Here is a 22812-nt window from a genome sequence, read left to right as displayed (position 1 = left end):
TTGCGCGCAAAAGCACGACAAGAGAGGAACGATGAGCTTCACCCCCGCCACCGCCGAACAGCGTTTCGTGCTGACCCATATCGCCGGCATCGACGCGCTGGCGGACAGCCAACGCTTTGCCCATGCCACCTCGGACATGGTGGAGGCGGTGCTGGACGGCGCGGGCGCCTTTGCCGCGGGCGAATGGGCGCCGCTGGACCGCGCGGGCGATACCGTCGGCGCGCGCTGGACCGACGGTGGCGTGGTGATGCCCGATGGCTTCCGCGCCGCCTATCAGGCCTATGTCGATGGCGGCTGGGGCACGATCGGCGCGCCTGCGGATCATGGCGGACAGGCGATGCCCTTTGCCATTGCCAGCGCGGTGCTGGAAACGTTGGGCACCGCCAATATGGGGCTGGCGCTGTGCCCGACGCTGACCGTCGGCGCGATCGAGGCGCTGATGCATCACGGCTCCCCCGAACAGCAGGCGACGTGGCTGCCGCATCTGTCGAGCGGTGCGTGGACGGGCACGATGAACCTGACCGAACCGCAGGCGGGCAGCGACGTGGGCGCACTTCGCACCCGCGCCGAACCGCTGGGCGACGGTCAGTGGTCGATCACCGGTACCAAGATCTATATCAGCTTTGGTGACCATGACCTGACCGACCAGATCGTGCATCTGGTGCTGGCCCGCACGCCCGGCGCGCCCTCGGGCACCCGGGGTCTGAGCCTGTTCCTTGTCCCGAAATATCGCCTGTCGGGCGATGGCACGCCGGGTGCGGCCAACGATATTCGCGTCGTGTCGATCGAACACAAGATGGGACTGCATGCCTCCCCCACCTGTGTCCTGTCGTTCGGGGACGAGGGGCAGTGCCGGGGCGAGCTGATCGGGCATGAGGGCGGCGGCATCGCTGCGATGTTCACGATGATGAACAATGCGCGCCTGAATGTCGGGCTTCAGGGCGTACAGGTGGCCGAACGCGCGACGCAGCGCGCCGTCGCCTATGCCCGCGAACGCGTGCAGGGCGCGCGCGGCGGACAGCCTGTGGCGATCATCGAGCATGCCGATGTGCGCCGCATGTTGATGCGGATGAAGGCGCAGACCCAGGCCGCGCGCGCGCTGGTCTATCTGGCGGCGGGCAATGTCGACCGGGCGGCGCTGGGCGACGGCGATGCGCGCAAGCGGGTCGACCTGCTGACCCCGCTGGCCAAGGCGCATGGCACCGACCTTGGCAACGAAGTCGCCAGCCTGGGCATCCAGGTGCATGGCGGCATGGGCTATATCGAGGAAACCGGCGCCGCCCAGCATTTCCGCGACGCGCGCATCACCCCGATTTACGAGGGCACCAACGGCATTCAGGCCGCCGATCTGGTCGGCCGCAAGCTGGGCCTCGACAATGGCGGTGTGTTCCTGTCGCACATCGCCGACATCCGCGCCGACGCCCGCGACGCCGGGCTGGTCGCGCTGATCGACACGTGCGAGGATGTCGGGCGGCAGCTGATGACCGCCGATGCCGACGATCGGCTGGCGGCGTCCTATCCCTTCCTCACCATGTTGTCGGTCGCGACCTGTGGCTGGCTGATGGAGCGACAGGGCCGCATCGCGGCTGAGGCCGATGGCGATGCCGATTTCCTGGCCCAGAAACAGGCGGTCGCCCGCTTCTATGTCGAACAGATCGTGCCGGAGGCGATGGGGCTCAAAGCTGCGGCGACGGCGCGCGCGGACGCGCTTTACGCAATTCCGGCAGCGGCGTTCGCGGCCTGATCGTTCAGGCGCGCTCGCGTTCGAACAATTCGTCCGGGGTCAGCCCAAGGAGTGCGATATGGTCGCGCACCTTGGGCCAATAACCGTTCAGGAAACGGTCGCGCTCCGCCACGCGCAGCGCCTCTGCCGCCCCGGGCAGCACGAACATGCCCACCCCGCGCCGCACCTCGACATAGCCGTCGTCCTGAAACGTCTGATACGCCTTGGCGACGGTCAGCGGGTTTGCGCCCACATCGGCCGCAAGCGCGCGGACCGACGGCAACTGGTCGCCCGCACGATACTCGCCGCGCAGGATCGCCGCCGCGATCGTGGCGCGAAGGCGCATGTAAACGGGCGAATCCTCATGCTCGATCGCTGTCATGCCGCCTTAATACGGCAACTGGGTGGCAAAGGCCAATCCCTTATCCCGCCCAGTCGGACAGGATCGCGTCCAGCGACGGGCGCGGTCGTTCGTCCAGTGCGCGCGACGGCGTGCCGATGAACACGAACCCGGCGATCCGCTCCCCCGCGCGGCCGCCCAACCCCGCCAGCACAGCGGGCGAAAATGCCGCCCAGCCCGTCAGCCATCCGCCGACGAAACCATGGGCATTGGCCGCGTGCAGCAGGTTCATCACCGCCGCGCCCGCTGACAATTCCTGTTCCCACAAGGGGATATGGCTTTCGCGCGGCGATGACAGCACGGCGACCAGCGTCGGCGCCTGATGCGCGAATTGCTGCACCGCCTCGATCTCCAGCCGCCCGGCTTCGGGCCGGTCGATGCGATAGGCGGCCCCCAGCATGTCGGAAAAGGCGGCGCGCTGTTCGGCGCCGATGACGATGAAGCGCCACGGCGCCAGCTTGCCATGATCGGGCGTGCGCGCGGCGATTTCGACCATCCTGGCCAATGTGGCCCGGTGGGGACCCGGCGCCACCATGTCGCGCGGCTTGCCCGAACGGCGGGTGGCAAGGTAGGTCGAAAGGCTTGCGGTGTCGTTGAACATGACCCATCGCTAACGCGCTGGCACGCTCATGCAAGGGGCCGCGCACGCCGTCGACAAGTCACAATTGTGACATTGCCGCTTGGCTTTACGCGATTCGGGGTTAGGGTTCGGCCAAATGCCGGCCGCCGACCGGCCCAATTGTTCAGAGAGGCTTGCCCTTGACCACTGCCGACACGATCGCCGCGATCGCGGGCGCGTTCCTTGTCCTGCTGCTGATCGGCGGCGGCGTCGTTGCCGCCAGCAAGCAGCCGGAATTCGCCGGCCATCCGCGCGGCCTGTACGTCCTGTTCTTTGCCGAGATGTGGGAGCGTTTTTCCTATTACGGGATGCGCGCGCTGCTGATCTTCTATCTGACCAAACACTGGCTGTTCGACGACGGCAAGGCGAACCTGATCTACGGCGCCTATACCAGCCTGGTCTACATCACGCCGGTGCTGGGCGGCTATCTGGCCGACCGTTATCTGGGTCAGCGAAAGGCGGTGCTGTTCGGCGGCGTCATGCTGACGCTGGGCCATTTCCTGATGGGGATCGAGGGCGACGGCGGACAGCAATCGGCCGCGATCAACATCTTCTGGCTGGCGCTGGCCTTCATCATCGTCGGCACCGGCTTTCTGAAGGCGAATATCTCGGTCATTGTCGGCCAGCTTTATTCGCGCACCGATACCCGCCGCGACGGCGCCTATACGATCTTCTATGTCGGCATCAACGTGGGTGCGGCGCTGGGCACGATCATGGCGGGCTGGCTGGGCGAAACCTATGGCTGGGGCTGGGGTTTCGGCGCGGCGGGCGTCGGCATGCTGCTGGGCCTAATCGTGTTCGCGCTGGGCAAGCCGCTGCTGCTGGGCCGGGCAGAGCCGCCCGCGCCGCTCAGCCGCCAGCGCGAATGGTCGCTCTATGGCATCGGCGTCGCGTCGATCGCGGTGATCTGGGCGCTGGTCCAGTATCAGGACGTGATTCAGACGCTGCTGATCATCTCCGGCGTGGGGCTGCTGGGCTATGTGCTGTTCGAATCGTTCAAGCTGGAGCCGCACGCCCGCGACCGGATGTTCGCCATCCTGTTCCTGATCGCGCTCAACCCCGTCTTCTGGGGCCTGTTCGAACAGGCGGGCGGGTCGCTGAACCTGTATACCGACCGTTATGTCGATCGCGGCGGGGTGCCGGCGTCGCTGTTCCAGTCGATCAACCCGATCTACATCGTGCTGCTCGGCCCCATTTTCGCCGCGGCATGGGTGGGTCTGGGCAAGCGGCGGATCGAACCGTCGGCGCCCGCCAAGTTCGGCATCGCGCTGGTGCTGGTGGCGCTCAGCTTCCTCGTTTTCGTCTGGGGCGCGCGTGCGGTCGGCCCGGCGGTCGCGACGCCGGTGCTGTTCGTTTTCCTGATCTATTTCTTCCAGACCGCGGGCGAGCTTTGCCTGTCCCCGGTCGGGCTGTCGGCGATGAACCGGCTGGCGCCAAAGCATCTGGCCAGCCTGATCATGGGTGCCTGGTTCTACATGACCGCCGTCGGCAATTTCGTGGCCGGCAAGATCGGTGAGGCGACCGGCGGCCATGGCGGCGAAATGACCAAGGAAGGCACGCTTCAGGTGTATTCGACCATCGGCTGGTGGACGCTGGGCATCGCCGCCGTCGTGCTGCTGCTGTCGCCCATCGTCACGCGCTGGATGCACCTCGACACGCTGCGCGATGACGAGGATCACGCGATGGCGGGCGAAGGCGAGCTTGCCGAACCGGCGGCAGCGGGCACGCGCACCGCTGGTGAGACCAAGGCCTGATCCAAGGCGGGCGGGGGCGCGTGGCCCCCGCCCCGCTTAACGGCCCGGTTCGATATAGGGCTTGACCGGCGCGGCGCCGCCTTCGGGCACGTCGATCGCCCTCTGCCCGCGCTCCCACACCTTTTCGCCATTGACCCAGGTTTCGAAGACCTGCGTCTGGCGCAGCTCGGTCGGGCTGACCATGCTGGGGTCACGGTCGACCACGACGAAATCGGCGCGCATCCCCTCTGCAATGCGGCCCAGCTTGCGCTCGGCAAAGCCGGCATAGGCGGCGTCGGTGGTAAAGGCGCGCCATGCCCCCTCCCGGCTCAGCGCCTCTTCGGGCCGCCACCCGCCAAAGGGCTGGCCGTCGGCGTCCTGCCGGGTAAAGCCCGCCGCCCAGCCGACGAACGGATTGGGCTTTTCCACCGGATAGTCGGACCCGAACACCACCCGCGCACCCGTCGCGGTGATGGATTTCCACGCATAGGCACCGCCCAGCCGCTGCGGCCCCAGCCGCGTCTCCGCCATCACGCGGTCGCTGGTCTGATGCACCGGCTGCATCGATGCGATCACGCCGTTGCGGCCAAAGCCGGGCAGGTCGGCGGGGTCGACAATCTGGGCATGTTCGATGCGCCAGCGCCGGTCGCCGGTATAGCTGGACGATAATTCCTCGATCGCGAACAACACCTCCGCATTGGCGCGGTCGCCAATGGCGTGGACGGCCAGCTGGAACCCGTCCATCGCGCCCCGGCTCATCTGATTGAGCAATTGCGTATCGTTTTGCAGCGGCAGGCCGGTTTGTCCCGGCGCATCGGCATAGGGCGCCTTCAGCCACGCCCCGCGCGACCCCAGCGCGCCGTCGAGATACAGCTTGATCCCGCCCATGCGCAGCCGGTCGTTGTACAGCCACGGCGTCGGCCCGCTGACGCCGACGCGCACCGCCGTCTCGACCGAGTTGGCATAGCTCATGATATGGATACGCAGCAGGTTGCGGTCGCCCATGTAGCGATAGGTCAGCCAGTCATCCAGACTGGTGCCCATGTCGGCCGTCGCGGTGATGCCGCTGGACAGCAGGATCTTCTGCGCTTCCAGAAAGGCGGCGTTGCGGTCGCGGGGAGCAGGCGGGGGCACCGCCTTTGCCACCAATTGCATCGCGGCATCGACGAACACGCCCGACGGCGCGCCGCCCGCGCCCTTTTCGATACGCCCGCCTGTGGGTGCGGCGGTCTTGGCCGTCACGCCCGCCGCCTTCATCGCCGCCGAATTGGCCCAGGCGGCGTGGCCGTCCACGCGCTCCAGCCACACCGGCTTGCCCGGCACGATGGCGTCGAGTTCAGCGGCGGTCGGGAAGCGGCCAAGGCCCCAGCGTTCCTGATTCCACCCGCCGCCGGTAATCCACGGGCGGTTGGGATTGGCGGCGGCATAGGCGGCGATCTTCGCCTTCGCCTCCTCGAAACTGGTCGTGTCCGACAGGTCGAGCGACAGCGCCTTGAACCCCAGTTCCATGAAATGACCATGCGCGTCGATCATGCCGGGGATGACCACCCGCCCCTTCATGTCGGTGCGCCAGTCGAGTCTTTCCGGCCGCTTGTCCTTTCGCCCCAGCACGCGGGTGATGGTGCCGTTCTTGTCGATCAGGATGCCGGTGAACCGCGTCACCCGCCCCTTTTCGTCCAGCGTCACGCCGTCGACATTGTCGATCAGCCCGTCGGCCCATGCCGGGGCGGCCATTGCCAGCGTCGAAAGGGACAGGAGGGCGGCAAGGCGCACCCGCATCGTGCGCGTGTTGAGAAGCTGCATGGCCGTGCCATAAGATGCCCACGGGTTTTTGGCGAGGGTGCGATGCGGACCGTGGCAATTCTGGGGCTGTCGGCAATGCTGGCAGCGTGCGGCGATCCGACGGCGTCGCCAGAGGAAGCAGTGGCGAACACCACCGCCGCCCCGCCCGCGCCTGCGCCCGCCCCCTCACCCCCGCCCGCCGCCCCCAGCCGCGTCAAGCTGGAGACGGACGACTATAGCTTTGCCTATGCCTATCCGGCGGAGGCGGCGGCGATCGCGCCGCTTGCCCGCGCGCTGGATGCGGAGCGGGAGACGGCGCTTGCCGGGTTGAAGCGCGACACCGGCGAATGGCGGCGAGAAACGGAAAAGGGCGGCTTTCCCTATCGCCCCTATGCGCTGAACATCGAGTGGAAAGTGGTGACCGAAACGCCGCGCCTGCTCAGCCTGTCGGCGGAAACCTATGCCTATACCGGCGGCGCGCATGGCAGTCCGGGTTTCGACGCGCTGTTGTGGGACAAGGCGGCGGGCAAGCGGCTGGCCCCGACCGAGCTGTTCGCGTCCGCGCAAGCCATCCAGTCGGCGATGGGCGATGCCTTTTGCCAGCGGCTGGACCGCGCGCGACAGGGGCGGCGCGGCGTGCCCGTCGGACGATCGGACGATCCCTTCAACGATTGCCCCAAGGTGGCGGAGACGACGCTGATCCTGGGCTCAAGCGATGGCGAGCGGATCGACCGGGTCGGCCTGCTCGTCGGCCCCTATGTCGCCGGGCCGTATGCGGAGGGGACGTATGACCTGACGCTGCCGGTCACGCCCGCCATTGTCGCGGCGGTACGGCCCGAATGGCGCGAGGCGTTCGCCCCGCGCTGACCGGCGTCAGCGCGGCAGGCGTGTGACCAGCGAACTGGTGTCCATCCGCCCGCCACCGGCCTTTTGCACCTCGGCATAGAATTGATCGACCAGCGCCGTCATCGGCAACGTCGCGCCATTGCGCTTGGCCTCGTCCAGCGTCAGGCCCAGATCCTTTCGCATCCAGTCGACGGCAAAGCCGAAATCGAACTCGTCCTTCGCCATGGTGGGCCAGCGATTGACCATCTGCCAGCTTTGCGCAGCCCCGCCGGAAATTGCCTCCAGCACCTTGTCCAGATCGAGGTCGGATGCCTGGGCAAAGCGCAGCGCCTCTGCCACCCCCTGCAACACGCCCGCGATGCAGATCTGGTTGACCATCTTGGTCGTCTGGCCAGCGCCCGCCGCGCCGACATGGACGATCCGCGCGGCATAGGCCGCCATGAACGGATGCGCCGCCGCGACCGCGTCGTCGCTGCCGCCGCACATTACCGAAAGGGCACCCTTCTCGGCCCCGGCCTGCCCGCCGGACACCGGGGCATCCACCACCAGCGAGCGCGCGCCCGCCAGCTCGCGCGCGATCGCCGCCGATACCGTGGTGTGGTCGATGAACACCGCCCCCGGCGCCATCGCCGCGAAACAGCCGCGTTCGCCCAGCGTCACTTCGCGCAGATCGTCGTCATTGCCGACGCACGCGATCACCGCATCGGCGCCTTCGGCCGCTTGCGCCGGGCTGTCGGCGACATGGCCGCCATGCTGTGCGGCCCACGCCTCCGCCTTGGCGCGCGTGCGGTTATAGCCCGTGACGTCGTGCCCCGCCGCGATCAGATGCCGCGCCATCGGCGCACCCATCACGCCCAGCCCCAGATATGCGATCCTTGCCATGGCCTCGATCCTTATGCGCCGCCGCGCGCGCGGGCAACGGTGCAGGCATCGGCTTTGACCGTCAGCCGCACGATCCGGCCCGGCGCCACATCCTGTCCCGGCACTTCGGCACCATTGACGCACGTCAGCACGACGCGGCCGGCGCGTTGCGGACGGATTGCCCAGAAACCATCGGCAATGGCCCGCATCGCCACATCGCCATCGACATGACGAACCGTCGCGCGCGCAATCTGCCGGTCAGGATCGGCGACCACGACGAAACCGTGCAGCCACAGGTCGATAGTGCCCACCGCAATCGCCGCCAGAACGACAAAGGCAGCGATGCGGAGCGAAAAGAAATGCCGGTGCATCCGCCCGATTGTTGTTGCCCAGCGTGCAAATCGCAACCCGGTTCCCCCCTGGGTTCCGATCGGCTAGGGGGACGGCATGGCCACGCAACCTGTCCCCACCGCCCCGGCTTCGACCCATGTGCCGGTCACGCTTGACGATGTGCTGGCGGCACGCGCGCGAATCGCCGGATCGGTCGTCCGCACGCCCACACTGGTCAGCAAGACGCTGTCGGCGATGGTCGGTGCGACGGTTTACCTGAAGTTCGAAAATCTTCAGTTCACCGCTGCGTACAAGGAACGTGGCGCGCTCAACACGCTGCTGCAACTGCCGGTGGAGCAGCGCGAACGCGGCGTGATCGCGGCGTCGGCGGGCAATCACGCACAGGGACTTGCCTATCACGGCATCCGCCTGGGCATCCCCGTCACCATCGTCATGCCGCGCCCGACGCCGACGGTGAAGGTGATGCAGACCGAAGGGCACGGCGCGACCGTGATCCTAGAGGGCGAAACCTTTGACGAGGCCTATGCCCATGCCCGCGCGCTTGAGGCGTCGAACGGCTATACCTTTGTCCATCCGTTCGACGATCCGCGCATCGTTGCCGGACAGGGAACGATGGCGCTGGAAATGCTGGAAGACGCGCCCGGCATCGACTGCTTCGTCGTGCCGATCGGCGGCGGCGGGCTGATTTCGGGCATCGCCAGCGTGGCAAAGGCCCAGCCGCGCCCGATCGAAGTGGTTGGCGTGCAGGCCGAACTTTATCCGTCGATGTACAACCGGGTGCGCGGCGCCGACCTGCCGATCGGCGGCGATACGCTGGCAGAGGGGATCGCGGTCAAGGAACCCGGCGGCCTGACCGCCCAGATCGTCCGCGCGCTGGTCGACGACATCGTGCTGGTCAGCGAACGCAATCTGGAGGAATCGGTCAGCCTGCTGCTCCAGATCGAAAAGACCGTGGTCGAGGGTGCGGGCGCGGCGGGCCTCGCGGCGCTGCTCGCGCATCGCGAACGCTTTGCCGGGCGCCACATCGGCATCGTGCTGTGCGGCGGCAATATCGACACGCGGCTGCTGGCCAATGTGCTGCTGCGCGACCTGGCGCGGTCGGGCCGTCTGGCGCGCCTTCGCATCCGGCTTCAGGATCGCCCCGGCGCGCTGTTTCAGGTGTCGCGCATCTTCGATCAGGTCGGGGTCAACATCCTCGAACTCTATCACCAGCGCATCTTCACCACCCTGCCGGTCAAGGGGCTGACGCTGGACGTCGAATGCGAAACGCGCGACCGCGCGCATCTCGACCGCCTGGTGAATGCGCTGCGCGATGCCAGTTACGAAGTCAGCATGGTGGAGCTCGCCTGACGCCCCGCCGGGCCTGCCGGTTATCCCTATTAGGAATCTTTCCTGGTAAACGCGCTTTTCATCGTTTTGCGTCAGGGTCATATTCATTCGACGCAGCATGTCGCCGCGCGCCATGAAGGACCCGAGCAAGCGTGACCGCGCCGTTTCGTTTTCCGCGCTTCTTCGTGACCAGCCCGTCGCCGTGCCCGTACCTGCCCGATCGGCAGGAGCGAAAGGTCTTCACCGAGCTGAGCGGCCCGTATGCAGGGGAAATGAACGATGCGCTGGGCCGCATCGGGTTTCGCCGCAGCCAGTCGGTCGCCTATCGGCCCAGTTGCCCGTCGTGCAACGCGTGCCAGTCGGTGCGCGTCGTCGCCAGCGGCTTCACCCCCGGCGCGACGCAGCGCAAGCTGGTGCGGCGCATGGCGGATCTTGAGGTTCATGCCTGTCGGCCTTGGGCCACGGACGAGCAATATCAGCTGCTGCGCCATTATCTGGACACCCGCCACCCCGGCGGCGGCATGGCGGGCATGGACGAACAGGATTATGCCGACATGGTCGAGCATAGCCCGGTACGATCCTACATCGTCGAATATCGCGAGCCCAGGGTCGACGGACGTCCCGGCCGGCTGATCGGCGCATGCATCACCGATCAGCAAAGCGACGGGTTGTCGATGATCTACAGCTTCTACGACCCCGACGAATCGGCGCGCCCCGGTCTGGGCACCTTCATCATCCTCGACCATATCGCGCGCGCCCGCACCATCGGCCTGCCCTATGTCTATCTGGGCTATTGGGTGCGGGGATCGGCGCGCATGGCCTATAAAGCGCGGTTCAAACCCGTAGAGGTGCTGAACGCCAATGGCTGGCAGTTATTGTCTGACGAAGCGGCGCCGGTGACCGCATCCGCGACAGTTTGAGGCGGGCGCGTCAGTTCCCGCCCGGACCGCCGGGCCAGCTTACCTTGTCGCCCTCTTCAATTCCCAACGCCTCGGCGCGACCCGCCTTCAGCTCCAGCACCGCGCCTACCGGTTCACCCGACGACACCGGGCTTTCGTCAAACGGCTCACCGCGTCCGATCCGGGCAATGGTGCCGTCAGCGCGGATGAAGATGATGTCCAGCGCCGTCGGCGTGTTCTTCATCCAAAAGCTGGCTTCGCGCGGCGCCTCGCCACCGGGCGGATAGGGAAAGAACAGCATCGCCGATTCGTCAGTCAGGTCGGTGCGGAACATCAACCCGCGCTGCTGCGCGTCCGGGGTGCGTGCCGGTTCGGCCTCGAACTGGCGCTGTCCGTCGTCGGTCGTGATCGTCACCGAAACGACGTCGCGTTCCGGTTCCTGCGAGCAGGCGGTCGAAAGCATGAACATCCCGGCGACCAGCGCCAGGCGGATGGGACGCATAACCATGGCGTCTATTCCGGCCTTTCGACCGCAACCGCAAGCGGCCCCTTGTCACCGTCGACAATCCGCGCGCGCAGCGGCTGGTCCGGCTCGACCTCCTCGATCCCGGCGCGGCGCAGCGTTTCCATATGAACGAACACGTCACCAACCAGGCCGTGCCGGATCAGAAAGCCATAGCCCTTCAGCCGGTTGAACCATTTGACCGATACCGGTTCGAACGGTCCCGCTTCGTCGACCATGCGCAACCGTTCGATGCGGTCGCCGGTGGCGCGCGTTGCCGGCACCTCGACTGCCATGGACAGGTCGATCGACAGGATCGATCGCGCCTGAAGCCCCCGCGGACGCGCCATCGTCTGGCACACCACGCGCGCCCCTTCGGGCAGGCTGCGGCGGCCATGTTCCTGCAACACCGAAAAATGCACAAGAATGTCCCCGGCGGTCGAATCATCGGCCACGACGAACCCGAATCCACGAGTCACATCGAACCATTTGACCGTTCCGACATGAACGCAATCTTCAGACGGTTCGCCGCTCACGCCCCCCCCTTCCGACAAGATCGGCGCGCCAAGTTCGTCCGGCCTACGCAGCGGATCGTTACGCATCATTATTCCAGCCCCCGAAGGTTAGCTTAACACAGTGTTTCAGGAAAGCGAACGGATCAGTTCTTCATCTATCCCAGACACTTGCTCGGATCGGGACAGTTGACTCAAGTCGTCGGGCGTTATCCGCGCGATGCGCCGCGCCAGATCGGGGGCGTGGCCCGCGCGGACCATTTGCCCGACTTGGCGTTCGATCAATTCGCGGTCCGCCGTTTCGCGGGCATAGGGGCCGATACGGCGGCGGCGGGCAAAGGCGACCGCGCTTTCGATGCGCCCGGCGTCGAGCAGCGGGTCAATCGCCTCTGCATCGTCGCCCGCCACGCCCGCCGCGCCCAGTGCCTGCCGCACGCGCCGCGCGCCCAGGCCCCGGCGCGCCATCGCCGCCGCCTTTGCCTCGCCCCACGCGCGGTCGTCGACATAACCAAGCTCGGCGATGCGCTCCACCAGCGCCTCCACCGGGGGCGGGCCGTCCCCCGCCCAGCCCCGTTCGCGCAGTTTTCGCACGAGATAGGCGGTCAGCTTGCCCCGCGTCGTCGCAAAGCGTTCGACATAGCGCAGCGCCATTCTTTCGAGTGTGCGACCATCCAAAGGTGTCGAAGGGGGGTTGCGTCGAGCCATGCGCCATGATTGTGCCACAGTGGCGGTCGATTTTGAACGCGACGTCGTGCGATCGGTGCCAGCTTGCGCTTTTGCTGCGCGGGTGAGAGCTCGACGAGTAAGGGTATAGCGCCGAGATATGACAACAATTCGGGATCGCCATTCGTGACCAGTGCTGCCGTCGAAACCCTGAACGCCACGCCCAGCGCCTGTGCGCTGAGCCGCCGCTTCTCTGATTTCGAGACGCTGGGCGACGCACTCGATTATGCCGCGGGCGGTGCGCGCGGCCTGAATTTCCATGACGCGCGCGGAACGCTGACGCGCGCCTATCCCTTTGCCGAACTGCGCCGCGACGCGCTGGCACAGGCAAGGCGCCTGATCGCGATGGGCGTGCGTCCGGGTGAGCGCGTGGCGCTGGTCGCGGAAACGGGGCCGGAATTCGCCTCACTGTTCTTTGGCGCGGTCTATGCCGGTGCCTGGCCGGTGCCGCTGCCCCTGCCGACCAGCTTTGGCGGGCGCGAAAGCTATATCGACCAGCTGTCGGTCCAGCTGAAAAGCTGTGATCCGCGCCTGCTGCTCTATCCCGCCGAACTGGCGACGATGGCCGGTGCCGCTGCCGAACGCATCGGGACCGAGGGGATTGCGTGGGAGGATTTCACCGCCCGCGACGCGCCCGCCGCCGATCTGCCGCCGGCTAAGGGCGACGATATCGCCTATTTGCAATATTCCAGCGGCTCGACCCGCTTTCCGCACGGCGTGGTCATTACCCACCATGCGCTGCTGAACAATCTGGCCGCGCACGGTCATGGCATGGCGCTGGTCGAAAGCGACCGCTGCGTGTCGTGGCTGCCCTGGTATCACGATATGGGACTGGTCGGCTGCTTCCTGTCGCCGATCGCCAATCAGGTTTCGGTCGATTATCTGAAGACCGAGGATTTCGCCCGCCGTCCGCTGGCGTGGCTGGACCTGATCAGCCGCAATCCGGGCACGACGCTCAGCTATTCGCCGACCTTCGGCTATGACATCTGCGCGCGCCGCATGTCGTCGCAGACCAAGGCGAGCGAGCGGTTCGACCTGTCGCGCTGGCGCGTGGCGGGCAATGGCGCCGACATGATCCGCCCCGACGTGATGCAGAAGTTCGTCGACGCCTTTGCCGATGCGGGTTTCCAGGCTTCCGCCTTCCTGCCCAGCTATGGCCTGGCCGAAGCGACGCTGGCGGTGTCGATCATGCCGCCGGGCGAGGGCATCGTCGTCGAACTGGTCGAGGAAACGCAGCTTTCGGGCATTTCGGCCGAGGGTGACCGTCCCCAGCGTTATCGTGCGATCGTCAATTGCGGCCGCCCGGTGCGCGACATGGAAGTCGAAATCCGGGAAGAAGACGGCGCCCCGCTGCCCGACAAGGCGATCGGCAAGGTATGGTGTCGTGGCCCCTCGATCATGGAGGGCTATTTCCGTGACGAGGCATCGACGGCGGCCTGCATGAAGGATGGCTGGCTCGACACCGGCGACATGGGATATCTGTCCGACGGCTATGTCTATATCGTCGGCCGGGCGAAGGACATGATCATCATCAACGGCCGCAATCACTGGCCGCAGGATATCGAATGGGCGGTCGAACAGCTGCCGGGCTTCAAGGCGGGCGACATCGCCGCCTTTGCCATCACCACCCCCGGTGGTGAGGAGACGCCCGCCGTACTGGTCCAGTGCCGCACGTCCGACGACATGGAGCGCAGCCGTCTGCGCGATGAGATTCGTGAGCGGGTGCGCTCGGTCACGGGCATGAACTGCGTTGTCGAACTGGTGCCGCCGCGCACGCTGCCGCGCACCAGCTCGGGCAAGCTGAGCCGTGCCAAGGCGCGCAACCTGTATCTGGCGGGTGAGATCAAGCCTTACGACATCGCCGCCTGATCCCTAACCGGCGTCCGCCCCGGCAACTGGCCGGGGCGGGGCGTCCGCCCCGGCAACTGGCCGGGGCGGCGCCCGAGATCAGCGTTCGACCTGACTCACATCGCGCACCGCGCCGCGCGACGCGTTGGTCGTCATTGCGGCATAGGCACGCAGCGCCGCCGAGACATGGCGCTTGCGGCCCACCGGCTTCCACGCCTTTGCCCCGCGCGATTCCATTTCGGCCCGGCGTTCGGCCAGCACCGCATCATCCAGATCCAGCGCGATCAGCCGGTTGGGAATGTCGATCACGATCGGATCGCCCGTCTCCACCAGCGCGATCAGCCCGCCCTCTGCCGCTTCGGGCGAGACATGGCCGATCGACAGGCCTGAGCTGCCGCCCGAAAAACGACCGTCGGTGACGAGCGCGCACTGTTTGCCCAGCCCCTTCGATTTCAGATAGCTGGTCGGATACAGCATTTCCTGCATCCCCGGCCCGCCCTTTGGCCCCTCATAGCGGATCAGCACGACCTCGCCCGGCTTCATCATGTTGCCCAGGATACCGGCCACCGCCGCGTCCTGGCTTTCGAACACGCGCGCCGTGCCGCGGAAGGTCAGGATCGATTCGTCGACCCCGGCAGTCTTCACGATGCACCCCTCCGGCGCCAGATTGCCGAACAGCACCGCCAGACCCCCATCCTTGGAAAAGGCATTGTCGACCGAACGGATCACCCCGCCCGCGCGGTCGATGTCCAGTTCGTCCCAACGCTGCGACTGGCTGAACGCCACCTGTGTGGGGACGCCGCCGGGGGCCGCGCGGAAAAAGGTGCGGACCTCTTCCGAATTGGTGCGGCCAATGTCCCAGCGCGCCAGCGCGTCGCCCAGCGTCGGCGAATGCACCGTGGGCAGCGAAGGATCGACCAGCCCGCCGCGTTCCAGCTCACCCAGGATCGCCATGATCCCGCCCGCGCGGTGGACATCCTCCATATGGACCGTCGAATTGGCAGGCGCGACCTTGCACAGCACCGGCACCCGGCGGCTGAGCCGGTCGATATCGGCCATGGTGAAATCCACGCCGCCTTCCTGCGCGGCGGCCAGCAGGTGCAGCACCGTGTTGGTCGACCCGCCCATCGCGATGTCAAGGCTCATGGCGTTTTCGAACGCCTCGCGCGTAGCGATGCTGCGCGGCAGGGCGGTTTCGTCGTCCTGCTCGTAATAACGCTTGGCCAGATCGACGATCAGGTGCCCGGCTTCGCGGAACAGCTTTTCACGATCGGCATGCGTGGCCAGCACCGAACCATTGCCCGGCAGTGCCAGGCCCAGCGCTTCGGTCAGGCAGTTCATCGAATTGGCGGTGAACATGCCCGAGCATGAGCCACAGGTGGGGCAGGCCGACCGTTCGATCGCCTTCACTTCCTCGTCGGTATAGCTGTCGTCGGCGGCGACCACCATCGCATCGACCAGGTCGAGCGCGCGTTCCTTGCCACGCATCACAACCTTGCCGGCTTCCATCGGGCCGCCCGACACGAACACGACGGGCACGTTCAGCCGCATCGCCGCCATCAACATGCCCGGCGTGATCTTGTCGCAGTTCGAGATGCAGACCAGCGCGTCGGCGCAGTGGGCGTTGACCATATATTCGACCGCATCGGCGATCAGTTCGCGGCTGGGCAGCGAATAGAGCATGCCGTCATGGCCCATCGCGATCCCGTCATCGACGGCGATGGTATTGAATTCCTTGGCAACGCCGCCCGCCGCCTCGATCTCACGCGCGACCAGCTGGCCCAGATCCTTCAGATGGACGTGGCCGGGCACGAATTGGGTAAAGCTGTTGGCGATGGCGATGATCGGCTTGCCGAAATCCTCGTCCTTCATCCCCGTCGCGCGCCACAGGCCGCGAGCGCCGGCCATGTTGCGGCCATGAGTGGTGGTGCGGGAACGATAGGCAGGCATGACGCAATTTCCTGAAACTTCAGACTGGCGTGGCGCTATGCATGTTTCACGGCCAAAAGGCCAGCGCACTAAATCTGTCGTGCGACCATGCAAAAAGCGTCGATGTCGCGCGCATCGTGATACAGGCCCAGGCCGATCCGCAAAACGTCGCCGCGCAGGTCGGTGATCACATCGTGCGACAGCAGCGTGGCTTGCCATTCGGCGGCACGCGGGCTGCGTAGCGCCAGAAAGCGGGCCTGTGGGCCGATGCCGGGGGCGTTCACCAGCTCGGCATCGCCCAGCGGCGATCCGTCCAGCCCGATGATCAGCTGTTCGCGCAGCGTCGCGACATGTGCCGATATGACCGCCGTCGACAGTCCCTCGCGCGCCAGCATGTCGCGCACCGCCACGAACCGGTACAGGCCCGACGGGTCAAAGGTCGCGCCCAGAAAGCGGCGGGCATCGGGGGCATAGCCGACCCCGCCGGGCGGGGCACTCAAATCGTCGAACGCGGCATACCAGCCGGTCAGCACCGGGCGCGACGCAAATCCCGGCGGCGCATGGAGCAAGCCGATCCCCTCCCCCGACATCGCATATTTATAACCGCCCGCAGTATAGAAGGCGTGCGGCGCGATGGCCGACAGGTCCGTCTCGACCGCCATGAAGCCGTGATAGCCATCGACCACCACCCATGGCCCGTCGGGCCGCGCGACCGCCGCCACCTGATCCAGTGCCCCAAACACGCGGCCCGTGCCAAAGGCGACGTGGCTGACGACGATCAGGTCATGTTCGCCCGACAGCGCCCGTTCGATCATCTGCGCTTCCAGTGCGTCGTCGCACGGAACCGTCTCCAGCACCGCTTCCCCCGCCTCTACCCAACGGGCGACTTGCCGGGTGAAGCTGTGAAATTCGCCGTCGGTGGCCAGGATGCGGATCGGCCGCCGGTCCACGGCAGAGGCGATGCGGATCAGGAAATCATGCGTATTGCCCGAAAAGCAGACCGTATCCGGATCGGGCAGCCCCAGTTCGCGCGCGACATGCGCCTGCGCGGCGGGCCATATTTCGTCCATCACGCGGCGCCATTTGGTGTCAGCCAGCCGCGCGGCATCCTCCCAGGCGGCCTGCTGGCCCAGCCAGCTGGCATCGGGCCACAGATGATGGCTGTGCGCGGCCATGTGCAGCCGGTCGGGCGCGGCGGCCAGCGCGCGCTGGAACAGGTGCTTCCAGCTGTTCACAGCATCGTCCTCAACGACCAGAGTTCGGGAAAGGCGCGCCGCGACAGCGTCGATTCCAGATAATGTACGCCGGTGCCGCCGGTGCCGGGCTTGTGCCCGATGATGCGGCTGACGGTCAGCACATGCTTGTGCCGCCATGTGGCAAAGGCTTCGTCCAGATCGACCAGCTTTTCCGCCAGTTGATAAAGCGGCCACCAGCGCCGTTCGTCGCGATAGACGGCGGCCCATGCCGCCTCCACCCCCGGATCGGGAACATAGGGCCTGGACCAGTCACGCGCCAACGCACTTGCCGGCACCACAAGGCCCGCCCGTGCCAGCGCGCCGTTCGCTTCGTCCCACAAGCTGGGCTTTGCGGCGGCGGCATGGGTCATCGGCCCGTGACGGGGGCCGTCGCGAAAGCCCATCATCACCTCGATCGTGCGGAACTGGTCCGACTGAAAGCCCGAACTGGTGCCCAGCACAGTGCGAAAGCGCGTATAATCGATCGCTGTCATGGTGGTCAGCACATCCCATGACGCGGTCATCACCGACTGGATGCGGCTGACGCGGGCCAGCACCTTGTACACCTGTGCCAGCCGGTCGGCGCGGATCATGGCCAGCGCCTGTTCCAGTTCGTGGATGGTCTGTTTCATCCACAATTCCTGTGTCTGGTGCATCGCGATGAACAGCGGTTCGTCGGGATGGTCCGAAATCGGATGCTGGGCACCCAACAGCGTGTCGAGCGCCAGATAGTCGCCATAGGTCATCGAACGAGCCATGACCGATGGGGTAGCGTGCTAAGCCGCCGGCGGGAAGTCGGGCACGCCGGGCGGGATCGCGGCGTTGCGCCAGCGTTCGACCACCACCGTCTCGCGCGATCCGTCCTTAAGTGCGCGGCGTTCGATCAGGGCAGCAGCCTGTTGGGCCGTACCGCCGATGGTGGCGCGGGTGCGGACCCAAAAATGATCCGAAGAAAACCGCGTGCCCGGCGGCGTCGACAGATTTTCATTCGTCAGGTCCTCACGCGTCAGGAACCCCTGCCGCTCGCGAATCGCCAGCAGCCGCTCGACCGCAACGGGATCGCGCAGCATCAGCGTCAGCAGCTCACGCCCCGCGGCGTTCAAATTGATCTGGGTCGGGCTGGGCAGCGCGGTCACCATCGATTCCAGCCGCGCCGCCGCCGCCGGGTCCAGCCCGGCCAGCCGAATGGGGCGCAGGTCGGTCACCGGTCCCGCACCCCGGACATAGGCGATCGCCTGAAGTATCTGTTCATCGTCCAGCCCCGCATCGCGTGCGATCATCTGGAACAGGATCACCGCCGATGCTTCGCCGGTGCGCACATTGTTGATGTTGAAGCGCCCCTCGGCATCCGCGACCGTCAGGTCGAACGTGCCGCCGTTGATCGCAATGCCGCTTTCGGCAATCGTGGCCCATGGCTCACCCGCGTGATCGGCCTCTGGCGCTTCGGCCGCGTCAAGGCGCAGCGCGGTCACTGCCGACAATTCGCCACCGCGCACGATTGCCGCAGCGCGCGCGGCTTCGCGCTGCCGCAACGCGCCGTCGAGGGCCAGTTCCTCCCGGTTGACCATCAACAGCACCAGCCCGCTGGCAATCGCCACGAACAACAGCACGTTGATCAGGATCAGCCCCTCTTCGCCACGGGGCACCGCCCGGCGCGTCACGGGCCCGCCGTCGGTCGTGCCGGCAGTGCGACGACGCGCCGCACGCTGCCGCGCGATTCCAGCGCCACGGTCAGCTCGACCGCGCGGGGCCAGTCCTCACCCCGTTCCTGGCTGGGCGGCCAGCCGGTCTGCCACCCCTGGTCCCAGAAGCGAGCGGTGACGCCGGTGACGCCGGTCAGCGCGGTTTGCGATTGACCGTCGACCATGCGGATCAGGTCGTTGCCGGATCGCATCCAGCGCAGCTCCACCGGCGCGCCGCCCAGTCCCGGCGCGGCGCGGGTGAAGATCAACTCCTGTCCGTTCGACACGATGCGCCCGCGCGCGATCTGATCGACATCGCTGGTCAGGACATAGATTGCACGCGCCAGCGCGCCCTGTTCGTCCAGCCGGGCGGCGGTGCGCGTCTGTACGCCCAGCACCGAATCGACCAGCGCCAGCCCCGCCACCGCGATCAACGCGAACAGGCCCAGCGAGATCATCAGCTCGATCAGGGTAAAGCCCGCCTGCGCGCCGTGCGAATCGGCGTCGGCGGGCAATCCATCCGGCATGGCCGGACCGGTGCCGGACATGATCAGGCGCCCCGGCTCGTCGCCACCTTGGCATAGCCTTCGGGGCTGGCGACGACGATCGCCATGTCGCGTGCGACGCTGCCATCCTCGCGGAAGCGCAGCGGCCCGGTCGCGACCTCGAACCCCGGTTCGGCCAACAGGCCCGCGCGGTCCAGCGCATTCTTTTCGCGCAGCGTCCGGGTGATCGCCGCCGCATCATGCGCCAGCGCGGCGATAATCCCCGCATCACCGCCCATCCGCGACTGATAGGCCGAGGAAAAGGTCGCGAAGGATGCCGGATCGGGACTGGCCAGCCACGCGCCGTCCAGCACCGACAGGCTGGCGGGTCGGTGATCCAGCGCCTGCATCGTGCCCAGCAGCTGGATACCCGTTTCCTTCAGGTTGCGGGCAGCGGCCAGCATCGTGTCGCTACCGCCGGGGATCATCACCGCGTCGGGCGCCTGACCCGCCGCCGGCAAAGGCTGACCCGCTGCCACGTCGATGCGCCGGACGTCGAGGTTCAGCTCGCCCTGCAATCCCTCCGCCGCCTCTGCCGATGCCGATGCCCAGCGTGAGCCATCGCCCACCACCACGACACGGCGCACCCCGCGCGACCGGGCATAACGCAGCATCGCACCGGTCACCTGCGTCGCCGTGATGCCCATCGTAAATGCACCGCTGGCCCGCACGCCCGGATCGTTGGAGAAAGCGATGACCGGCACCCGGCCCGCCGCCACCGCAGCGACCGGCCCGACCTCTTCGGCCAGCAGCGGGCCGAGGATCATCGCGACCTTGCGCTTCATCGCCTGCATCGCCGCCGCCTGCGCGCCCGCTGCGGTGCCGCCGGTGTCAAACACCAGCAGCCGGCCAGGCGTGTTTTCGGCGAGCATCGCCGCGCGCTCCATGCTAACCCCCAATGCCGCGCGCGGTCCGCTGCGCGGGATCAGCAACGCGACCGGCCGCTTGTCGGCCTTGGCCGCCGCCAGCAATGGGGAAGCAAAGGATGCAGACGCTGCTGCGACGAGGGACGATCGCAGAAATGCTAACGCGGCCCGCCGATCCATCGGCGCGTCTCCCGGATGCGAATGATGGGGCACGGCGGCGTCTTATCGCGTTCGGAAGCCTGGGGATAGCCGCCTATGTGCTGACCATGCTCGCAACCGTGCCTGCCAGCGTTTTTGTGAAGAACCGACCTTGGCGCACCGGCGTCGCGGGCACGATCTGGTCGGGCGAAGTCGGCGTGGCGGGCGGCAGCATCGTCAAATGGGAATGGGCGCCGCTGCGTTCGCTCACGTCGTTCGGCTTTGCCGTCGACTGGCGCGCCAATGGCGAGGATACCGATCTGGGGGGGCAGGCATTGTTGTCGCCGGGCGGCGTCCGGCTGGACCGTGTCAGCGGCGCGGCGGACGGCGCGCTGCTGGGCGCGTTGCTGCCGGGCCTTGGCTTTACCTGCGACGTGACGATGCAGGCGGAGTTTCCGCGCCTGTCGATCGGGCCGGGACGCGGGCTGATCGAAGGGCGGGCGACCATCGACCCCGGTTCGTGTGCGAAATCGCCCGACGGCGCGCCCGTGCCGACCCCGGCGATGATCCTGACCGCGGAGCATGTCGGCACCGAAAGCCGCATCCGAATCGCCCCCATCGGCCAGCGCCGCCGCACGCTGATCGACGCGACGGTGGGTGAGGATGGCAGCTACCGCGTCACGCTGACGCCCGATGGTGCGGCATTGTTGCCCTTTACCGGCCTGCCCGCCGGGGTTTCGGTGGAGAGCAGTTTCTGAACCGGGCGGGCGGCACAAACGCCGCCACCTGATCGTTGCCCTGTCGAACCGATTGTCCGGACCGTCCATGCCCCGAATCCGCCTTGCCCCGATAATTCTTGCCGCGCTCGCCCTGGGTGCGTGCGAACGGCGGCCCGACGATGTGCCGGTGGTGGTCAGCACGATCGGCCCCGCCGACGCCCCCGCCCTGCCCGCGCGGCCGGGCAATGCCCTGAACCTGCCCGACGCGATGCTGACCGCCGCCACGGCCCAGGGCCTGGTCGGATTCGATGCGGCGGGACAGGTGGAGCCGGGGCTGGCCGAACGCTGGATCGTGATCGACGGCGGGCGCAGCTATATCTTTCGCCTTCGCGAGGCCGAATGGGCCAATGGCGAACGCGTGACGGCAAGGGCAGTGGTGCGGGGACTTCGCCGCGCGCTGGCCAACCCGCGCAATCCGCTGGCGCCGCACGTGTCGGCGATCGACGAAGTGGTCGAGATGACGCCGTTGGTCATCGAAGTGCGCCTGTCACGACCCCGCCCGGACCTGTTGCCGCTGTTCGCGCGCCCCGAACTGGCGGTGCCGGGGCCGGAGGGCGGCAGCGGCCCGTTCCGCATTGCCGAACGTGACGATGCCAGCCTGTTGCTGCGCCCCATCGGCGATCCCGCTGATCCCGACGCCGCCGTCGAGCCGCCCGACCCGGCGGAATTCGTGCGGCTGCGTGCCGAACGCGCGGCCAGTGCCGTCATTCGCTTTCGCCGGCGCGAATCGGACATGGTGACCGGCGGCACCATGGCGGACTGGCCACTGGTCGCACTGGCCGACATTCCCCGCCCCAATCGCCGCATCGACCCCGCACACGGCCTGTTCGGCCTGATCGTCGCCAATCGGCGGGGCTTTCTGGAAACCGCCGCCGGGCGTGAGGCGGTGGCGATGGCGTTCGACCGCGCGACGCTGACGCGCAGCTTTGCCGATGATTGGGCCGCCAGCGAGACGATCCTGCCGGGCCAGCTCGATGTGGCGGCGGCGCCGGCGCGTGCGCCTTGGCTGGCCTTCGACCTCGATTCGCGCCGCACGGCGGCGCAGGTGCGCGTGGCCGAATGGCGCGCCGCCAATGGCGGACAACCGCCCCGGCTGACCATCGCCATGCCCGACGGACCGGGGTCGATGCAGCTGGCGGCCTCGCTGGTGGCGGACCTGGCCAGCATCGGCGTGCTCGCCCGGCGCGTCGCCCCCGATGACGACGCCGACCTGCGGCTGGTCGACCGAGTGGCCCCGTATGACAGCGCGCGCTGGTATCTTCGCATGGCGTGCCAGCCCTGTGCCGGATCGATCGCCGCGCGCCTGGACCGCGCGCGCGAGACAGCCGACCTGACCGAACGCAGCCGGTTGCTGGCACAGGCGGATGCGATGCTGGTGCGCGACGTGGCGTTCATTCCGCTCGCCCATCCGCTGCGCTGGTCGCTGGTGGCGCTGCGCCTGCGCGAATGGCGGGGCAATGCGCGCGCGTGGCATCCATTGAATCACCTGCGCGGCGAAACCAATTAAGGG

At 67.3% G+C, this 22812-nt stretch carries 22 protein-coding genes; 8 read left to right on the top strand and 14 right to left on the bottom strand.

Features of this window, described 5'->3' with window-relative positions:
- Window positions 1-31 precede the first annotated feature (31 nt).
- Window positions 32-1744: an acyl-CoA dehydrogenase family protein gene (locus ACAX61_RS12140; RefSeq protein WP_370715099.1), complete on the top strand. Its 1713-nt coding sequence runs from the start codon at window positions 32-34 to the stop codon at window positions 1742-1744.
- A gap of 4 nt (window positions 1745-1748) precedes the next feature.
- On the opposite strand, the gene ACAX61_RS12135 is transcribed toward ACAX61_RS12140, so the two are convergent.
- Window positions 1749-2105, bottom strand: a complete 357-nt coding sequence (locus ACAX61_RS12135; protein ID WP_370715098.1) for a GntR family transcriptional regulator — start codon at window positions 2103-2105, stop codon at window positions 1749-1751.
- Window positions 2106-2145: 40 nt separating this feature from the next.
- Window positions 2146-2724, bottom strand: coding sequence for a nitroreductase family protein (locus ACAX61_RS12130; RefSeq protein ID WP_370715097.1), 579 nt, complete (start codon window positions 2722-2724; stop codon window positions 2146-2148).
- 158 nt (window positions 2725-2882) lie between these two features.
- Between ACAX61_RS12130 and ACAX61_RS12125 the strand changes: the two genes are divergently transcribed.
- A complete protein-coding gene (locus ACAX61_RS12125) occupies window positions 2883-4496 on the top strand; it encodes a peptide MFS transporter (RefSeq protein ID WP_370715096.1) in 1614 nt (537 codons plus the stop codon).
- Between the two features lie 36 nt (window positions 4497-4532).
- Here the strand turns inward: ACAX61_RS12125 and ACAX61_RS12120 are convergent, their stop codons facing one another.
- Entirely contained in the window at window positions 4533-6254 is a 1722-nt protein-coding gene (locus ACAX61_RS12120; protein ID WP_370715371.1) for an amidohydrolase, read from the bottom strand.
- Between the two features lie 66 nt (window positions 6255-6320).
- On the opposite strand from ACAX61_RS12120, the gene ACAX61_RS12115 reads away from it, so the two are divergent.
- A complete protein-coding gene (locus ACAX61_RS12115; protein WP_370715095.1) occupies window positions 6321-7124 on the top strand; it encodes a DUF4163 domain-containing protein in 804 nt (267 codons plus the stop codon).
- Window positions 7125-7130: 6 nt separating this feature from the next.
- Here the strand turns inward: ACAX61_RS12115 and ACAX61_RS12110 are convergent, their stop codons facing one another.
- Window positions 7131-7985, bottom strand: a complete 855-nt coding sequence (locus tag ACAX61_RS12110; protein ID WP_370715094.1) for an NAD(P)-dependent oxidoreductase — start codon at window positions 7983-7985, stop codon at window positions 7131-7133.
- Between the two features lie 11 nt (window positions 7986-7996).
- A complete protein-coding gene (locus ACAX61_RS12105; protein WP_370715093.1) occupies window positions 7997-8335 on the bottom strand; it encodes a hypothetical protein in 339 nt (112 codons plus the stop codon).
- A gap of 76 nt (window positions 8336-8411) precedes the next feature.
- On the opposite strand from ACAX61_RS12105, the gene ACAX61_RS12100 reads away from it, so the two are divergent.
- Together ACAX61_RS12100 and ACAX61_RS12095 are read left to right on the top strand one after the other, a co-directional pair.
- Complete coding sequence (locus tag ACAX61_RS12100; protein ID WP_370715092.1) at window positions 8412-9665, top strand: threonine ammonia-lyase; 1254 nt, start codon at window positions 8412-8414, stop codon at window positions 9663-9665.
- Window positions 9666-9796: 131 nt separating this feature from the next.
- Entirely contained in the window at window positions 9797-10564 is a 768-nt protein-coding gene (locus ACAX61_RS12095; RefSeq protein WP_370715091.1) for an arginyltransferase, read from the top strand.
- 10 nt (window positions 10565-10574) lie between these two features.
- Here the strand turns inward: ACAX61_RS12095 and ACAX61_RS12090 are convergent, their stop codons facing one another.
- The 3 genes from ACAX61_RS12090 to ACAX61_RS12080 form a co-directional block, all read right to left on the bottom strand.
- Window positions 10575-11051: a DUF192 domain-containing protein gene (locus ACAX61_RS12090; RefSeq protein WP_370715090.1), complete on the bottom strand. Its 477-nt coding sequence runs from the start codon at window positions 11049-11051 to the stop codon at window positions 10575-10577.
- Between the two features lie 5 nt (window positions 11052-11056).
- Window positions 11057-11581: a cold-shock protein gene (locus ACAX61_RS12085; protein ID WP_370715089.1), complete on the bottom strand. Its 525-nt coding sequence runs from the start codon at window positions 11579-11581 to the stop codon at window positions 11057-11059.
- A 105-nt stretch (window positions 11582-11686) separates the two neighbouring features.
- Window positions 11687-12208, bottom strand: a complete 522-nt coding sequence (locus ACAX61_RS12080; protein ID WP_370715088.1) for a regulatory protein RecX — start codon at window positions 12206-12208, stop codon at window positions 11687-11689.
- Window positions 12209-12406: 198 nt separating this feature from the next.
- Between ACAX61_RS12080 and ACAX61_RS12075 the strand changes: the two genes are divergently transcribed.
- On the top strand, window positions 12407-14149 hold the full coding sequence (locus ACAX61_RS12075) for a fatty acyl-AMP ligase (protein ID WP_370715087.1): 1743 nt from the start codon (window positions 12407-12409) through the stop codon (window positions 14147-14149).
- A 78-nt stretch (window positions 14150-14227) separates the two neighbouring features.
- Here ACAX61_RS12075 and ilvD read toward each other — a convergent pair whose 3' ends face one another.
- From ilvD to ACAX61_RS12045, 6 genes are all read right to left on the bottom strand, one after another.
- Entirely contained in the window at window positions 14228-16078 is a 1851-nt protein-coding gene (gene ilvD / locus ACAX61_RS12070; RefSeq protein ID WP_370715086.1) for a dihydroxy-acid dehydratase, read from the bottom strand.
- 68 nt (window positions 16079-16146) lie between these two features.
- A complete protein-coding gene (locus ACAX61_RS12065; RefSeq protein WP_370715085.1) occupies window positions 16147-17292 on the bottom strand; it encodes an aminotransferase class V-fold PLP-dependent enzyme in 1146 nt (381 codons plus the stop codon).
- Window positions 17289-18050, bottom strand: coding sequence for a tryptophan 2,3-dioxygenase (locus ACAX61_RS12060; protein WP_370715084.1), 762 nt, complete (start codon window positions 18048-18050; stop codon window positions 17289-17291). The genes ACAX61_RS12065 and ACAX61_RS12060 overlap by 4 nt, the downstream gene beginning before the upstream one ends.
- Window positions 18051-18068: 18 nt before the next feature.
- Window positions 18069-18953: a type II secretion system minor pseudopilin gene (locus tag ACAX61_RS12055; RefSeq protein ID WP_370715083.1), complete on the bottom strand. Its 885-nt coding sequence runs from the start codon at window positions 18951-18953 to the stop codon at window positions 18069-18071.
- On the bottom strand, window positions 18950-19522 hold the full coding sequence (locus ACAX61_RS12050) for a type II secretion system protein GspJ (protein WP_370715082.1): 573 nt from the start codon (window positions 19520-19522) through the stop codon (window positions 18950-18952). Before ACAX61_RS12050 ends, ACAX61_RS12055 begins: the two co-directional genes overlap by 4 nt.
- 2 nt (window positions 19523-19524) lie before the next feature.
- Window positions 19525-20565, bottom strand: coding sequence for an ABC transporter substrate-binding protein (locus tag ACAX61_RS12045; RefSeq protein ID WP_370715081.1), 1041 nt, complete (start codon window positions 20563-20565; stop codon window positions 19525-19527).
- A gap of 86 nt (window positions 20566-20651) precedes the next feature.
- On the opposite strand from ACAX61_RS12045, the gene gspN reads away from it, so the two are divergent.
- Together gspN and ACAX61_RS12035 are read left to right on the top strand one after the other, a co-directional pair.
- Window positions 20652-21281, top strand: coding sequence for a type II secretion system protein N (gene gspN / locus ACAX61_RS12040; protein ID WP_370715370.1), 630 nt, complete (start codon window positions 20652-20654; stop codon window positions 21279-21281).
- A gap of 67 nt (window positions 21282-21348) precedes the next feature.
- Window positions 21349-22809 carry an ABC transporter substrate-binding protein gene (locus tag ACAX61_RS12035; protein ID WP_370715080.1) on the top strand — a complete coding sequence of 487 codons (1461 nt, stop codon included), beginning with the start codon at window positions 21349-21351 and terminating at the stop codon, window positions 22807-22809.
- The last annotated feature ends 3 nt before the right edge of the window (window positions 22810-22812 follow it).

The sequence above is a fragment of the Sphingomonas sp. IW22 genome (genome assembly GCF_041321155.1).
GTDB lineage: Bacteria > Pseudomonadota > Alphaproteobacteria > Sphingomonadales > Sphingomonadaceae > Sphingomonas.
This window is presented reverse-complemented; position numbering and strand designations above follow the sequence as displayed.

Bases quoted from the DNA above. Each gene is read 5' to 3' on its own strand.
- ACAX61_RS12115 (WP_370715095.1), top strand. From the start codon at position 6,321: ATGCGGACCGTGGCAATTCTGGGGCTGTCGGCAATGCTGGCAGCGTGC.
- ACAX61_RS12060 (WP_370715084.1), bottom strand. From the start codon at position 18,050: ATGGCTCGTTCGATGACCTATGGCGACTATCTGGCGCTCGACACGCTG.
- ACAX61_RS12100 (WP_370715092.1), top strand. From the start codon at position 8,412: ATGGCCACGCAACCTGTCCCCACCGCCCCGGCTTCGACCCATGTGCCG.
- gspN (WP_370715370.1), top strand. From the start codon at position 20,652: ATGCTCGCAACCGTGCCTGCCAGCGTTTTTGTGAAGAACCGACCTTGG.
- ACAX61_RS12035 (WP_370715080.1), top strand. From the start codon at position 21,349: ATGCCCCGAATCCGCCTTGCCCCGATAATTCTTGCCGCGCTCGCCCTG.
- ACAX61_RS12110 (WP_370715094.1), bottom strand. From the start codon at position 7,985: ATGGCAAGGATCGCATATCTGGGGCTGGGCGTGATGGGTGCGCCGATG.
- ACAX61_RS12140 (WP_370715099.1), top strand. From the start codon at position 32: ATGAGCTTCACCCCCGCCACCGCCGAACAGCGTTTCGTGCTGACCCAT.
- ACAX61_RS12135 (WP_370715098.1), bottom strand. From the start codon at position 2,105: ATGACAGCGATCGAGCATGAGGATTCGCCCGTTTACATGCGCCTTCGC.
- ilvD (WP_370715086.1), bottom strand. From the start codon at position 16,078: ATGCCTGCCTATCGTTCCCGCACCACCACTCATGGCCGCAACATGGCC.
- ACAX61_RS12130 (WP_370715097.1), bottom strand. From the start codon at position 2,724: ATGTTCAACGACACCGCAAGCCTTTCGACCTACCTTGCCACCCGCCGT.
- ACAX61_RS12090 (WP_370715090.1), bottom strand. From the start codon at position 11,051: ATGGTTATGCGTCCCATCCGCCTGGCGCTGGTCGCCGGGATGTTCATG.
- ACAX61_RS12050 (WP_370715082.1), bottom strand. From the start codon at position 19,522: ATGTCCGGCACCGGTCCGGCCATGCCGGATGGATTGCCCGCCGACGCC.
- ACAX61_RS12120 (WP_370715371.1), bottom strand. From the start codon at position 6,254: ATGCGGGTGCGCCTTGCCGCCCTCCTGTCCCTTTCGACGCTGGCAATG.
- ACAX61_RS12045 (WP_370715081.1), bottom strand. From the start codon at position 20,565: ATGGATCGGCGGGCCGCGTTAGCATTTCTGCGATCGTCCCTCGTCGCA.
- ACAX61_RS12080 (WP_370715088.1), bottom strand. From the start codon at position 12,208: ATGGCGCTGCGCTATGTCGAACGCTTTGCGACGACGCGGGGCAAGCTG.
- ACAX61_RS12105 (WP_370715093.1), bottom strand. From the start codon at position 8,335: ATGCACCGGCATTTCTTTTCGCTCCGCATCGCTGCCTTTGTCGTTCTG.